Annotated in this window: 11 protein-coding genes and 1 tRNA gene; 2 read left to right on the top strand and 10 right to left on the bottom strand. The window is 77.2% G+C overall.

What is annotated here, in order from left to right; genetic code table 11:
• Positions 1-61: 61 nt before the first annotated feature.
• From ACFU9A_RS13895 to ACFU9A_RS13930, 8 genes are all read right to left on the bottom strand, one after another.
• Positions 62-970 carry a hypothetical protein gene (locus tag ACFU9A_RS13895; RefSeq protein ID WP_430575873.1) on the bottom strand — a complete coding sequence of 303 codons (909 nt, stop codon included), beginning with the start codon at positions 968-970 and terminating at the stop codon, positions 62-64.
• Positions 963-1,604 carry a signal peptidase I gene (locus ACFU9A_RS13900; protein ID WP_430575874.1) on the bottom strand — a complete coding sequence of 214 codons (642 nt, stop codon included), beginning with the start codon at positions 1,602-1,604 and terminating at the stop codon, positions 963-965. Before ACFU9A_RS13900 ends, ACFU9A_RS13895 begins: the two co-directional genes overlap by 8 nt.
• Positions 1,601-2,584, bottom strand: coding sequence for a hypothetical protein (locus ACFU9A_RS13905; RefSeq protein ID WP_430575875.1), 984 nt, complete (start codon positions 2,582-2,584; stop codon positions 1,601-1,603). The genes ACFU9A_RS13900 and ACFU9A_RS13905 overlap by 4 nt, the downstream gene beginning before the upstream one ends.
• An 88-nt stretch (positions 2,585-2,672) precedes the next feature.
• The gene (locus tag ACFU9A_RS13910; protein ID WP_430575876.1) at positions 2,673-3,368 is read right to left on the bottom strand and encodes a SipW-dependent-type signal peptide-containing protein; all 696 of its coding nucleotides are present in this window, start codon (positions 3,366-3,368) and stop codon (positions 2,673-2,675) included.
• Between the two features lie 67 nt (positions 3,369-3,435).
• The gene (locus ACFU9A_RS13915; protein ID WP_430575877.1) at positions 3,436-4,140 is read right to left on the bottom strand and encodes a hypothetical protein; all 705 of its coding nucleotides are present in this window, start codon (positions 4,138-4,140) and stop codon (positions 3,436-3,438) included.
• A gap of 168 nt (positions 4,141-4,308) precedes the next feature.
• Positions 4,309-5,643, bottom strand: a complete 1,335-nt coding sequence (locus ACFU9A_RS13920) for a cellulase-like family protein (RefSeq protein ID WP_430575878.1) — start codon at positions 5,641-5,643, stop codon at positions 4,309-4,311.
• Positions 5,640-8,141 (bottom strand): beta-galactosidase, encoded by a 2,502-nt coding sequence (locus ACFU9A_RS13925; protein WP_430575879.1) that lies wholly within the window; start codon positions 8,139-8,141, stop codon positions 5,640-5,642. Before ACFU9A_RS13925 ends, ACFU9A_RS13920 begins: the two co-directional genes overlap by 4 nt.
• A 26-nt stretch (positions 8,142-8,167) precedes the next feature.
• Positions 8,168-11,530, bottom strand: a complete 3,363-nt coding sequence (locus ACFU9A_RS13930) for a DUF5107 domain-containing protein (protein WP_430575880.1) — start codon at positions 11,528-11,530, stop codon at positions 8,168-8,170.
• A 55-nt stretch (positions 11,531-11,585) separates the two neighbouring features.
• Here ACFU9A_RS13930 and ACFU9A_RS13935 point away from each other — a divergent pair, with 55 nt between their 5' ends.
• Complete coding sequence (locus ACFU9A_RS13935) at positions 11,586-12,476, top strand: helix-turn-helix domain-containing protein (RefSeq protein WP_430575881.1); 891 nt, start codon at positions 11,586-11,588, stop codon at positions 12,474-12,476.
• Between the two features lie 113 nt (positions 12,477-12,589).
• Here the strand turns inward: ACFU9A_RS13935 and ACFU9A_RS13940 are convergent.
• Both ACFU9A_RS13940 and ACFU9A_RS13945 read right to left on the bottom strand, forming a co-directional pair.
• Positions 12,590-12,661: transfer RNA gene (locus ACFU9A_RS13940), tRNA-Val, on the bottom strand.
• Between the two features lie 89 nt (positions 12,662-12,750).
• Positions 12,751-13,617 (bottom strand): aminotransferase class IV, encoded by an 867-nt coding sequence (locus ACFU9A_RS13945; protein WP_430575882.1) that lies wholly within the window; start codon positions 13,615-13,617, stop codon positions 12,751-12,753.
• Positions 13,618-13,768: 151 nt separating this feature from the next.
• Between ACFU9A_RS13945 and ACFU9A_RS13950 the strand changes: the two genes are divergently transcribed.
• Positions 13,769-14,260 (top strand): hypothetical protein, encoded by a 492-nt coding sequence (locus tag ACFU9A_RS13950; RefSeq protein WP_430575883.1) that lies wholly within the window; start codon positions 13,769-13,771, stop codon positions 14,258-14,260.
• The last annotated feature ends 1 nt before the right edge of the window (position 14,261 follow it).

The following is a 14,261-nucleotide window of genomic DNA, read 5'->3' on the forward strand; positions in this document are numbered from 1 at the left end:
AGATCCCGAGATCCCGAGATCCCGAGATCCCGAGGGCCTGGGAGCCCGGCGGCGGGCGGCGTCAGCCGGCCCGGCGGCGGGCCGCCCACGCGGACGCGCCGGCGACGAGCACGAGGGCGGCGGCGCCGAGCAGCAGCCAGCCCTCCCGGCCGAGGGCGTGCCCGCCCGTCGCGGCGAGCGGGCCCGTCACGCCGGCTCGGTGGTCGGCCACGCCTTCCCCGCCGGCTCCCTGGCCACCTGAACCGCCGCCGGGCGCGGCGGGGGTCGACGGCCCGGGGTCCCCGGGCTCGCTCGGCGTGCCCGACGGGTCCGGGCTCGGGTCCGGGCTCGGCTCGGGGCCCGGACCGGGGGCGTCGCCGGCCAGCCGCAGCAGCACGTCGAAGCCGAACTCGCGCGGGCCCACCCCGTCGGGGTTGACGATCTCGCCGGCGTCCTCGTCGTAGCCGCCGCCGGTCCGGTTCCCCGTGTGCCCGTCGAAGGCGAACGTGAGCGTCACGTCGGTGCTCTCCCCCGCGGCGAGCGGCGTCGTCTGGATCAGGGTCTCCTTCTGGTGGAGGACGGAGGCGGGGACCCCGTTGATCGTCAGGTCGTCGTAGAAGGCGTCGTCGACCCAGGTCGGGTCGTCCGCGGCGTCCAGGGCGGCGGCGTCCACGATGGTCGCGGTCAGCTCGCCGGCCGTGGGCCCGTCGTTGCGCACGCGCACCGACCGGGTGTCCCCGTCGCCGGGGACCACGGTGACGCGGCCCCACAGGGCGCCGTCGACCACGATGACCTCGTCCGCCCGGCCGTCCCAGGGCAGGACGACGGCCGGGTCGGCCTCGCCCGCCGCCGTCCCCGCGGTCCCTCCTGCGGCCGCGGCCGCCGACGCGCCGCCGACCCCGGCCGCGACACCGAGGCAGGTGCCGAGCGCCAGGACGCGCACGAGCGTGTCCCGGGCCGTGGTGGTGCGGGTGGTCGTCAGGTCACGCATCGCGCGCCTCCTTCGTGGTGGGTCGCCGGGCCGGGACCAGCACGGACACCAGCGCGTAGGCGATCAGCAGCACGGCGATGCCGGTCACGGCCTGCGGGGCCCACGACGCGTTGGTCAGGTGCCCCACGTACGGCACCGAGTAGGCCACGCGGCCCATCACCTGGTCGGCGGCGATCGGCGCGTCCGGCGCACCGTTGGCGTCGCCCTGCGTGACGAAGCGGGGCTCGGCGCCGGTCCGGACGCCGGTCACCCGGTGGGTGATGAGCGTCGGGTCCTCGGACTCGGGCTGGAAGGTGATCACGTCCCCGACGCGGATCTGGTCCGCGTCGACGGGCCGGGTCACCACCACGTCGCCCGGGGAGAGCGCCGGCTCCATGGACCCCGACAGGACGGTCAGCGGCACGGCGCCCAGCAACCGGGGCACCAGCACCACCGCGGCCGCCAGCGCGAGCAGCGCCACCACCACGACGGTCAGCGCCGCCGAGGAGATCCGTCCCCACGCCGACCGGCGTGCCGGCGGCGCCGTGGTGGTCCCGGCCGGGCTGGTGTCGGCCGCGCTGCTCTCGGCCTCGGTGCGCGCGCCGCCCGGCGGCGGCGAGGTCGGCCGTGCGGCAGCGTTCTCGACGGTGCTCATGAGTCCTCCTCGGCGGTGCCGGCGGCGGACCGCGGCCCGTCGGTCTCGTCGGTCGTCGCGCCGCCCGCGCGCTCGTTCGCGGGCGCGAGGTCGTCGTCCGGGGCCGGGGCGGTCGTGTGGGTGTCGGGCGACGGCGCGGCCGGGTCGGCGTCCTCCGGGTCGGGTGGCTCCGTCGTCGTCGGGGCCGGGTCGTCCGGCACCGCGGTCGGGTCCGGCCCGGCCGGTGACTCGTCGTCCGGCGCCGGCGTGACGTCCGCCTCGTCCGGGGCCTTCTCGTCCGAGGCCTTCTCGTCCGGAGCCGTGTCGTCCGCGGCGGTGGCCTTGCGCTCGATCTCGACGCCGAGCGTTCCCGTCCCGATCCGGGGGAGGGGCGCCGCGTCGGTGTCGTCCCAGAGGCCCGCCGTGCCGCCGCCGCGCACCTGGGCCGCCGTCGCCGTGAGCTCGGCGTCCGGGAGCGTCTTCCCCTGGAACTCGTTCCCGAGCCAGGCGGGCACGCCGATGGTGACGGTCACCCGGAGGGCGACCTCGCCGTCGGCGTCGGCCTCGACGACGGGTCCGCCCCCGCCGGCGTCGGCGTGCCCCTGCGGCACGACGGTGAAGGGCTGACCCCACGGCACGGTGCCACCGCCGGCGACGTCCACGACCTGGTCGACGTCCAGCGCGGCCAGGAGCACGTTGTCGCTGCCCTCCCACGCAGGGATCGCCAGCTCGACGTCGGACACCAGGTTCGTGCCGCGCAGGTCGATCGTGACGTCGTAGGTGCCCACGACGCTCGCGTTGGGCTCGAGCGTCTCCAGCTGCCCAGGGTCGAGGTCCCACCGGCCGTCGGCGACGTCGACGGCGAGCCGGCCGCTCGCCACGGAGCCCACCGGGGCGTGCGCCGCGGCGTGCCACCGGGCGGCGGTCCCGCCCGCCCCGCCCGCGAGCAGCACGGCGGAGAGAACGGCGGCCGTCAGCGCGGCCGCGCGTCTGCGTGTCATGGTCCTGCTCCTGTCCTGGGGGCCGCCGAAGGGCCAGGCCGACGGGCACCCTGCCCTCGAGGGGTCGGGTGCCGCGCCGGCGGTGCGGTCAGCGGACCTGCTCGAGGGTGACCGTGAGGTTGTCGAGCTGGGCCATGGTGTCCGGGCCCATGAGGCTCATCTGGTCGCCGGGGCCGCCGGAGATGTTCTCCGAGAAGTCGCCGATGATGAGGACCTCGAAGGCGTCGCCGTAGGTGCCTTCGACGGGGACGTCGACCGGCTCGTTCAGCGGCCGGGCCTCGCCCATCTCCTGCCCGCCCCCGTGGCGGACCACGAGGTAGCGCAGGCCGGTCGCCTCGGCGAGGTCGCCGCTGACGCCCGGGGTCTCGACCCGGAGGTGCGCCCGCATGTTGTCGCCCTCGGTCTGGACCTTGACGGTGGTGAGGCCGAAGAACTGGTCCCCGGGGACGATCCGCCACATGTTCGGGTCCTTCTCGAGGCCCTCGATCTCCCCCGACCAGCCGGCGAAGTCGGTCGAGACGCCGTTCCAGGTGGCCTCCTGGCCCAGGTTGTAGTCCTGCCACTGGCCGATCCCGGGGGTGTACGAGACCGTGGGGTCCAGGCGGTCCGGCGACGAGTCGTACCAGGTCACGGGCCCGGCGTCGACGTTCAGGTGGCCGGGGGTGATCGTGCCGCCGGGGTGCTGCTCCTGGTCGGCCCAGAGCGAGAACGTCCCGCCCGCGCCGAGCAGCAGCGCCCCGCCGGCGACGCCGGCGACGATTCCCTTGGTCTTCCTGCTGGCCATGATGTTCTCCTTCGGTGGGTGGGTCGGTGGGGTCGGTGGGGTCTGTCGGTCTGGTGGGTATGGAGGGTCAGGCGCCGGCCCGGGTCGTGCGCGTGGCGTGCACGACGAGGTTCTCGGCGGCGGCGCCGGCGGTGCCGGGGCGCTGGAGGCACGTGAGGACCAGCAGCTCGCCGTCGCGGGCGGGCGCGTCGTCCCACAGGGACTGCGCCGCCCGGTCCTTGCCGAGCACCTCGACCCCGTCGACGGCGTAGGCCACGCCGTCCACGACGAGCGGGTCCCCGGCGTCGAGCGACACCTGCGCGCCCTCGTCCGGGTCCACGAAGGCGTTCCCGGGCGCGTGCCCGTCCCGCACGGCGTGCATGGCCACGACGACCAGCCCCGAGCCGGGGTCGGTCGGCGAGCCGTACCCGCGCAGCAGGTAGGCGTCGACCAGCGAGGGCGGGTTGACGACCTGGCCGGTGACGGTCATCGCGAGGAGCGGGACGTCGAGCCCCTGCTCGGGGGCGACGAAGTGACCGCCGGTCGGCGCGGCCTGCGCGCCCGTCGCGTCGGGGGCGTGCTCGAGGACCACCTGGCGCCCGTCCATGTCGGTGAGCGCGCCCGGGTCGCCGACGACGGCGGACCGCACGAGCCACGAGGCACCCGCGAGGCACACCAGCACGACCGCCACGAGGGCGGCCCGCGTGTCCGCACGCCGCACGGCGCCGGCGGGCCGGCGGTCGCGCGGGCCGGGCGTCGGTCGACGTCCGGGCTGCGGCTGCTGGGTGGTCACGACGGGCTCCGTTCGCATCGGTGGTCTCGATGCAAGGAGCCTGCGCGGCCGGCACCCGCTACTCAGGTGCGCAAGCGCTTCGATGCGCGGCGCGCGGGCGTCGTTCAGTAGGGCCCGCGCCCGAGGGGTGGGGACGCGGGCCCCGGGTGAGTAGCGCGGCCCGGCGCGCTACCGCAGGCCGCGGATGACGGCCGTGCACTCCCGCTGCAGCTCCTCGTCGAGCCACATGGCGTGCTGCGGGGCCGCGTTCGAGCACACGACGGAGCCCCACGCGCCGACCGCGTCCGCGTGCCGGACGGCGTCGCGGCAGATCTGCGCCCCGACCGGCCCCTCCTCGAAGCGGGTGTCGCGCGGGGTGTAGCCGACCCAGCCCTCCCCGAGCACGAGCGGGACGCCGAGCCGCGCGGCGTGGTCGGCGGCGACGCCGATCCACTCGCGCAGGCGCTCCGCCATGGCGAGGCGGTGCGCGCCGTACCGCTCGTACAGCCACCGGTCGACCGCCTGCGGGTCGCACCAGTCGTGCAGGTAGATCTCGGCGTGGCCGACGATCGACGCGCGCCGCTTCCACTCCTCGTCGGCCGGCGGTGCCCACTCGTCCAGCCGCGGCGCCCCCGGCCGCAGCAGCTCGGCGTCGGCCCGGTCCTGCGGGAAGTCCGCGGGGTCGCCGCGCAGCGCGAACTCGCGGACCAGGTCGTCCAGCACGCCGTACACGTAGGGATGCACGCCGAGCACCCCGGCGTTGCGGGGCAGTCCGCGCATCGCGGTGACCGGGACGGCGGCGTAGTTCGGCCCGCACAGCACGTCGGGGTGGCGCGCGGAGAAGGCGGCGATCCCGCGCTCGAGCCGCCCGCGCAGCTCCACCACGGGGTCCTCGACGCCCGGCAGCCCGGCGGTGAGGTGCCCCGCCTGGACCTCGTTGTGCGGCTCGACGTACGCGAGGACGTGGTCCAGCCCCTCGGCCCGCAGCAGGTCGACGAGGTCGGCCATCGCCTCGCCGAGCACGGTCAGCCGTTCCTCGGGATCGACGGCGTCGAGGGCGTCGTACCAGGCGCGGTCGACGGCGAACGCCGGGCTCTGCTGGTACTCCCAGGACGACGCGATCACGGTCAGGCCGTGCCGGTCGGCGCCGCGGAACAGGTCCAGCAGGTGCGCGCGGGCGTCGATCGTCGTCGGCTCCCGCACGTCGTACCAGCGCACCCGCGACGCGTAGCCGCCGCCGATCGGCCCGAGCCGCAGCGCCGTCGTGTCGAGGCCGGAGCGGAACAGCAGGAACGGCATCACGCAGGCCCGCACGGCGTTGTACCCCAGCTCCGCGGCGCGGGCGAACGCCGCGTCCAGGTCCTGGAACGGCTCCCCCGGCCCGGTGCGCACGTACCAGGAGAAGTCCCAGAGCGTGATCGCCAGGCGCGGGGGCAGGTGCGCGGGCACCGCGGCCCGGCCGGGGCCGGCCGTGGGCGTCGCCTGCCCGGCGCCGGTCACCATGCGGGCCGTCCCGGCGCTCACGCGTCCTCCCCCGCCACCAGCACCACGCGCGCCACGCGGACGACGTCCACCGCCGCGACGGCGATCCCGTCGGGCACGTCGCGCACGGACGGGTCGACCCAGACGCCGGTGGCGCGCCGCCAGGGCAGCAGCTCGAGCGTCAGGCCGCCCCGGGCGACGTCGTCGCGCCAGGGCGTGAGGTCGACGTCCCAGTCCCGGCCGTGCCAGAAGTGGTCGCCCACGACCTCGTCGCCGCCGGCGCGGTGCAGCACGGCGCGCCCGACGTCCCCGGTCCACGCGACGCGCAGCAGCGCACGGTCGACGTCCACGAGCGCGCCGGCGGGCACGTCGAGGTGCACGCGGGCGGCGCCGGCGAAGTCGGTCGGCGCGCTGAGCCGGTCCATCGGCCCGCCGCGCGCGGGATCCGGCGGGGCGGGGGCGTGCGGGCGCAGGTCCGTCGCGAGACGGCGGGTCCCCGCCCCGGGCACCGCCACGGTCCACGAGGTCCAGAGGGTGCCGGCGCCGCGGTCCGGGCCGGCGGGAGCCGGGGCCACCCGGGCGACGTCGGCGCCGTCGGCCGACGACGCGACGAGGCCGGCGGGCGCGGGCAGCAGCGACACCGTCACGGCCGGGGCGTCCGTGTGCACGACGAGCGCGCCGTCCAGCGCCTGCACCGGGGCCTCGCAGAGCACGAGCCGCTCGCGGCCGAGCACGTCCAGCCGGTAGAGCCGGTCCGCCGTGGCCTCGTCGAGCACCAGCACGCGGACGCCGGGGCCTCCGGACGGGGCACGCAGCCCGACCACGGCGTCCGGGCCGGGGCCGCCCGTGAGGTCGACGACGGTCGCACCGTCCTCGCGGCGGGCGGCCACCGGGCCGGTCGCGTCGACGTCGCCGTCGAGCACCAGCTCCACCGGCACGCCGTCGGTCGCGACCAGCACGACGAGCCCGTCGCCCGTGCCGTCCACGCCGGGGCCGTCCGGGAGCCGCGTGAGGACCTGCGCCGTCGCGCTGCGCAGCACCAGCCCGGCGCCCAGCGGGAACCGCAGCGGCCACGCGACCGAGACGCCGGCCGGCAGGTCCACCGGGCGGGACGGGACGACGACGGCCGCGTCGTCCAGCACCACCTCCACCTGCACGCCCGGCTGTGCCGCCAGCGGGCGGCGGGCCGGCTGGTAGGTGGTGAGGAACAGGTACCCGCGGCGGGAGTCCGACCGCACCGACCAGCGCAGCTCGCCGGGGTCCTCGCTGCCGCCGCCCACCGTCGCCGTCATGGCCGCGAGCGCCGGGCCGTCCTCCTGGAGCCACAGGTGCTGGCGGCGCAGCAGGTGGTGGTGGCGGCGCACCTGGCCGTGCTCCCCCACCGGGGCGCCGAAGTCGTAGGTGCGGGTGGGCACGTCGTTGGGGTAGCCGGTGGCGTGCGACTCCTGCTCGGTGCCGTGCCCCCCGGTGCGCTGGGTGCCGCCGGCGTACATGTAGTACCCCTGCCAGACGGAGCCGCTGCCGAGCTTCGCGAGCGCGAGCGCGGCCACGTCCTCGGGGGTCACGAGCGGACGCCGGTGGTAGGCCACGTGCATCCCCCCGCCGAGCTCGCAGGTGACGTACGGGAGGGCGTCGCCGTCCGGCGGTGGTGCGCCGTCGAGCGGCACGGCGCCCGGCGTCACGACCACGCCGTCGAGGGCCTCGCGCAGGTCGGCGCCGACGCCGAGGTCGTCGCGCACGGCGGAGTACCGGAAGTGCACGGGCGCGAACGCGGGCCACGCGGTGCCGGCGTCCTCCCAGAACCCGTCCGCGTACGCGCTGTACACCGGCAGCAGCGTGGCCGGCACCTGCGCACCGCCCCAGCCCGTCGCGGTCCACAGCGGCACGCGCAGCCCCAGCTCCTCGGCCGTGCGCCGCAGCGTGGCCAGGTGCTCGGGCTGGTCGTACAGCTCGTTGTCCATCTGCGCGCCGACGACGGGGCCGCCCTCGGCGTGCGCGAGCCCCGTGAGCTGCGCGACCGTCTGCGCGAAGAAGGCGCGCACGAGCTCCAGGTAGGCCGGGTCGTTCGTCCGGGTCGCCATCCCGGTGGCCTGGCTGCGCGCGACGAGCCAGTCGGGGAAGCCGCCGTGCCGCGCCTCGCCGTGGGCCCACGGGCCCATGCGCACCACGACGTCGAGCCCGTGGCGCCCCGCGAGCTCGACGAACGCGCGCAGGTCGAGGTCGCCGTCCCAGCGGAACTCGCCGGGCGTGGGCTCGTGCGCCTGCCAGAAGACATAAGTGGCCACGGTGTCGAGCCCGCCCGCCCGCGCGTGCCCCAGCACCTCGGACCACCGCCGCCGCGGGATGCGGGAGTGGTGCACCTCGCCGGTCACGGGCAGCCAGGGGCGGCCGGCCCGCTCGAGGTGCCGGCCGGTCACCGCCACCGCGTCCGGCGTCCCGGGCGGGTCGCCCAGCCCGAGGTGGCCGCGGCGCGGCGGCGCCGGGCGAGCGACCACCACGCGGTGGGGTGCGGAGCGGCGGCGCGCCAGGTCGTCGGGCATGTCTCTCCTTCGAGCAGCGGGGCAGGTCAGGCCGGCGCGGCGCCGGTGCGGTGCCGGTCCGTGGCGGGTGCGCGGTCGAGGGCGGCGAGCTGGTCGCGCAGGGCCCGGACGCGCTCGTCGTGGTCCTGCTGGACGTCGCGGGTGAACAGCAGCATCGCGGGCAGCGAGGTGGCGAAGTAGTCGACGGTCGCACGACGTCCGGCCTCCGCCTCGACGTACCGGGCGAGCCCGTCGCGGAGCCGCCGGGCCTCGTCGTCGCGGCCCAGCCGGCGCAGGGCGAGCACGGACGCCGCCGTCCGCTCCGAGTACGCCCGGACGGCCATGCCCTCGAAGTCGCCCTGCTGGGTGGCGGCGGTCCGCCACGCGTCGCGGGCCTCGTCGTCCCGGGCCCCGCCGGCAGCGGCGAGCGCGTCGCCGAGCAGCAGGTGCAGGTCGGCGGTGGTCGCGAGCGGGTGCCGCGCCTCCCCGAGGGACTCCGGGGGGACGAGTGCCGCCGTGGCGTGCGCGAGGGCGCTCGCGGCGTCGCCGCCGTCCAGCGCGCGCCGGCCGAGGTCGAGGTGCGCGGCGTCCCACGCGGCGAGCACGCGCCCCTCCCCGCCCTCCCAGGGCTGGAAGGACCGCCCGGCCAGGACGTCGACCGCCTCCGCGGCGCGACCGGCGGCGGTGAGGAGCTCGGCGAGCTGCACGCACAGGTCGTCGCGGGCGGCGACCAGGTCGGGCCGCTCGAGCAGCGTCGCGAGGCGGCGCGCCGCGGCGGTGCCGCGCCGGGCCTCGAGCTGGTCGGCCTCGTACAGCAGGCGCGCGTCGTCGGGGGCGAGGGCCCGCGCCCGGGCGTACCAGCCGGCCGCCGCGTCCGCGTCGCCGCGCACGTTCTGGGCGGCGACGCCGAGGTTCCGCAGCACCACCGGGTCGGTCCCGTCGCCGGCCGCGGCGACCTCCCACGCGGCGACCGCGTCCGCGTGCCGCCCCGCCGCGTAGAGCCGGTGGCCCGCCAGCCCCGCCACGAGCGGGTCGTGCGGCCAGGCGGCGCGCAGCCGGGCCAGGGCGTCGTCGTCGGTCGCGGCCGGGAACGCCCGGTCCCGCGGGGCGCGCCGGGCCCGCTCGAGCGCGTCGGTGGCGGCCGCCCGGTCGCCGCGGGCGAGCTCGAGGTCGGCGCGGTGCAGCAGCGCGAGGGCCCGCACGTCGCGCTGCCCGCCCGGCGACGGTCGGGTCGCGACGTCCTCGAGCAGGTCGACGGCGGCCGCGGTCTCCCCTGCCGACGCGTGCTCCAGGGCGACGTCCAGCGCAACGGTCGGGTCCGGCGTCGGGCCGATCGTGCCGGTCGTGCCGGTCGGGCCGGCGTCGAGGCCGGCGCGGGCGGCGAGGTCGCGGGCCCAGGCGTCGAGCGGGTCGACGGCGAGCGTCCCGCGCAGCAGGTCCCGGGCGGCGTCCGCGTCGCCCGCCCGCAGCGCGCGGACCGTCGCGAGGTTGCGCGCCTGGACGTGCTCGGGGCTGCGGCGCAGCAGGCCCTCGAGCTGCTCGCCGGCGGCGGCGTCGCGCCCCTCGGCGAGGTCGAGCCGCACCGTCGCGACGGCCGCCGCGTCCCGCCAGGCCTGGTCCCACGACGCCGTGCCCAGGGCCTCGCGGGCCGCGGCCGTCCGGCCCTGCCGGGCGAGGACCAGCCCCAGCCGGTAGTGCGCCTCGCCGTCGCGGGGGTTGGGGTTGCGCGTCGTGAGCCGCGCCGTCGCGGTGCGCAGCAGCCGCTCGGCCTCCTCGAGGCGCCCGGCGCGGGCCCGGCGGGCCGCGAGCGCCGTGGCGCAGCGCGCGTCGCCCGGGTCCCGGCGCAGCGCCTCGAGCCAGTACGGCTCGGGCGACCGCGTCGCGTGCCGGTACTGCTCCAGGTGCAGGCCGGTGACGTACAGCTCGTCCGCCGACGCGAGGTCGGCCGGCGCGGGCGGCTCGCTCGCCGGCTCGACCGCGGCCGCCCCGGGGTCGGCCGCGGGCCGCGGCCGCCAGGTCACGAGGGCCGTGCCGCCGTGCTCGACGACCAGCTCGTACGCGGCGGGGTCGACGCCGGCCGGCCCGGCCAGCTCGCGCACCAGCGGGGAGCCGGGCGCGACGTCGGCCCGCTCGTCGAGCAGCACCGCGTCCCCGGCGCGCAGCACGACCCGTGCCCCCGGCCGCGGGGAGGTCACGGCGACCCCGACGCGCACGGCCGCGGGGCCGCCCGCTGGGCCGTGCCCGACGTCCAGCCGGACGGCCGCCTCGCGCGTCGCCTGGTGCACGGGACCCACGTCCTGGATCGGGTACCAGTACTGCGAGAACGCCGTCGTCTCCCCCGGGCGCAGGAACGCGAAGTCGGGCTGGTTGTCGGTGAAGACCCCGGCCATGAGCTCCACGTACGGGCCGTTCGTGTCCGTGAGGTGCCGGTCCCACGCCCGGCCGAACGGCGCGTCCCCCCAGGTCCACATCTTCTTCCCGGGCGCGATGCGGTGGTCCGCCCAGTGCACGAACCCGGCGCGCGCGGCGTGGTCGTAGCCGCCGAAGAAGTCGTCCTGCGAGCCCAGGCACATGTACGACGTCGGCACCGGGATGTTGCGGTACCGGTCCAGGCGGTCCCCGTCCGGGCGCTCCGCGGTGCGCCGCGACGGGTAGTCGACCCCGTAGTAGCGGCCCGACGCCGCGGGGAACGTCGTCACCGCGCGCTTGGCGTGGTCGGCGACCACCGTGACGTCGGTCGGGAAGAAGGCCTGGTAGTCGTCGTGGACGGCCGCGGCGACGTTGGCCCACCACAGGAACGTCTGGACGTCGTCGGTGCGGTTGACGAGGCGGACCCGCAGCTCGACGAGCGCGCTGTCCGGGCGCAGCCGCACCCCGTGCATCCCCTGCATGCGCGCGAACGGGTCGTGGTCGGAGCACCAGACGGTGACCGCGCCGTCGGGCTCCTCCTCGATCCACGACTCGGTCGGCAGGTAGGTGGCGGGCCGGTGGTGCTGCGGCCAGTTGAGCTCGACCCCGCCCGAGACCCACGGCCCGAGCAGCCCGACCAGCGCCGGCTTGATCACGTCGTTGCGGTAGAAGAAGTCGTAGCCGCGGGTGCGGTCCAGGCCCACGTGGATGCGCCCGCCGAGCTCGGGCAGCACCATGAGCCGCACGTACGCGTTCTCGAGGTGGACGGCGTCCCAGTCCCGCGGCGCCTTGGTCCGCTCGACGTGTTCGACGAACGGCATCGGGTACACGGCCCCCGACGAGCCCTGGTACACGCGCTGGTCCAGGTAGGCCGGGTACCGGTCCGGCTCGCCGATGTCGTAGGTGTCGATGGACACCGGCTCGCGCCAGCCGCGCACGGGGTGGCCGGCGAGCCCGCCCGGGGCGGGCGGCAGGACGATCCGGGACTCCTGGTCGGGCATGCCCCGACCGTAGGCGGCTTGACGCCGCTGGGCGATGGGCGATTCCCTGGCGCGCATGGACGAAACGACGGCCACGGGCGGCGACGCGCTCCGCGACGGGTTCGCCGGTCAGCGCATGGTCGTCCTGCCCCGCCCGACGGTCCGCGCGGCCCTCGCGCGGCCCGTGACCGGGCGCCTGGTCGTGACGGACGCGGGGTTCTTCCCGCACGCCGCGCGCCACGGGAGGTCGAGGCCCGACGGCGCCCGGGAGCACGTCCTGCTGGTCTGCACGGACGGGGCGGGCTGGTGCCGCACCCCGGACGGGAGGTCCGACGTGCGCCCGGGGGACGTCGTCGTCCTCCCCGCCGGCGCGCCGCACGAGTACGCCGCCGACGAGCACGACCCCTGGACGCTGTGGTGGCTGCACGCGGCCGGCCCCGACGCCGACGAGCTCGCCCGCGCCGCCCGGGACGCCGCGGGCGGACCCGTCTCGCACCTGCGCGACCCGGCTGCCGTCGCGAGCCTGGTCTCGCAGGTCCTCGACGCCCTCGACGACGGCACGGCGGGCGGCCTGGTCCGGGCCACCGGGGCGGCGTGGCACGCCCTCGCCCACGTCGTCGCGACCGGGCGCCGCTCCCCGGGCCCCGCCCCGGACCCCGTGGAGCGTGCCGTCGAGCACCTGCGGGCCACCACCCCGCGGCGCACCTCCGTCACCGCCCTGGCGGCGATGGTCGGGCTCAGCCCGTCGCAGCTCGGCGCCCGGTTCCGCGCCCAGGTCGGCGCGTCCCCGCTGCAGTACCAGACGCGGCTTCGCCTGGCCCGGGCGCGCGAGCTCCTGGACTCCACCGACCTGCCCGTCGCCACCGTCGCCCAGGCGTGCGGGTACCCCGACCCGCTGTACTTCTCCCGCCAGTTCGCCCGCGCCCACGGGGCATCGCCGTCGGCCTACCGCGCCCGCGCCGCCTGAGGTCGGCCGCGCGGCCCGCGCCCCGGCACCGGGGCCCGGCGACCGGTCTCGCCGGGGGACGACGAAGGCCCCCTGCTCAGCGTTCTCGCTGATCAGGGGGCCTTGCTCACGGGTGGGCGATACTGGGTTCGAACCAGTGACCTCTTCGGTGTGAACGAAGCGCGCTACCACTGCGCCAATCGCCCGGTGCGTGGACGATATTAGCCACAGATCGGGCGACGACTCAAACCGGCCCGCCGCGGCGCGGCTCCCCGACGAGCAGGGACGACGGGGTTCAGGGGTCGAGGCGCTCGCGGCAGTTGCGCTCGAACACCTCGCGCACCGCGCGCGACACGTCGCCCACGGCGACGTCCGCGCCGTCGAGCCAGACCACGGGCTGCACGTTGCGCCCCGACGACGTGAGCGTGAGCTGCGACCGGCCCTGGGTCACCTCGTCCAGCACGGTGAAGGGCAGCTCGCCCTCCTTGGCCTCGCGGACGGGCAGGCCCTCCTCGGCGGCCCACTCGAGCGCGAGCGCGCGGGTGATGCCGGCGAGGCACCCGGACTCGAGGGTGGGCGTGACCAGCTCGCCGTCGCGCTCCACGAACACGTTCGAGCCGGTGCCCTCGCACAGGTCGCCCACCGTGTTCGGCAGGATCGACTCGTCGCCGCCCTTGCGCACCGCGTCCGCGAGCGCCACCACGTTCTCGGCGTACGACGTGGTCTTGAGGCCCGCGACGGCGGACCGCTCGTTGCGCGGCCAGGGCGAGCGGGCCGAGCGCGAGGTGGGCGCCATGGCCGAGTCCTGCACGGCCACGACCACGGTCTCGGGGGCGTCGACGCGCCCGGAGCCGAGCGGGCCGATCCCGCCGGTCACGGTGATGCGCAGGCGGCCGTCGAACGGGCCGTCGGCCCGCACGGCCTCGGCGAGCACGGCGGCGACGCCGTCGCGCACCTTCTGCTCGTCGGGCGCGGCGAGGCCGAGGCCCGTCGCGGACCGCGCGAGGCGGCGCAGGTGCCGCGACAGCGCGAACGCCTGCCCGTCGAAGACCGTGCACGTCTCGAAGACCCCGTCCCCGACCGTGATGCCGTGGTCGACGGCGCTGAGCGCCGCCTCTCCCTGACCGACGAGGCGGCCCTCCGCCCAGATCACCAGACTCATGGGGCCAGTGTGCCCGACCTCACGGACTGCGCGCCCCGACGACTTCACCCCCGTGTTCACCCCGGCGCCGCGTAGCAGCGCGAGACGCGAGCGGCTCACCATCAAGAGACGGGCCACGACGGCGTGGCCCCACGTCCTCGAGGTGGTCCCGATGAGACAGGTCTTCCGCACGCTCGCCTACCTCGTCGCCGCGGGCGTCGTCGTCCAGGCCGCCGTGATCGTCTACGCGGTCGCGGGCATGGGCCTCTACATCGACGAGGGCGGCGTGCTCGACCAGGCGGCGATGGAGCAGGTGTTCGCCGGCGAGCAGGTGTTCCCCGAGCAGAACGGGATGCTGCTGCACGGGATGAACGGGACGATGGTCCTGCCGGTCCTGGCGCTCCTGACGTTCGTCGCGTCGTTCTTCGCGGGGGTGCGCGGCGCGTGGCGGTGGGGGCTGGCGATCCTTCTGCTGGTCGTGCTCCAGGTCACCCTCGGCCTGGCCGGGCACAGCGTCCCGTTCCTCGGCGGCCTGCACGGGGTGAACGCGCTGCTCCTGTTCGGCGTCGCGCTCTATACGGGCTGGCGGGTGGCGGCGCGTGGCCGCGCGGTCCGCACGACGGCGGCGGTCGCCGCGACGCCCGCCGAGGGCCTGGCCCCCTGAG

The sequence above is a fragment of the Isoptericola sp. NPDC057653 genome, from assembly GCF_042799955.1.
Classification (GTDB): Bacteria; Actinomycetota; Actinomycetes; order Actinomycetales; family Cellulomonadaceae; genus Isoptericola.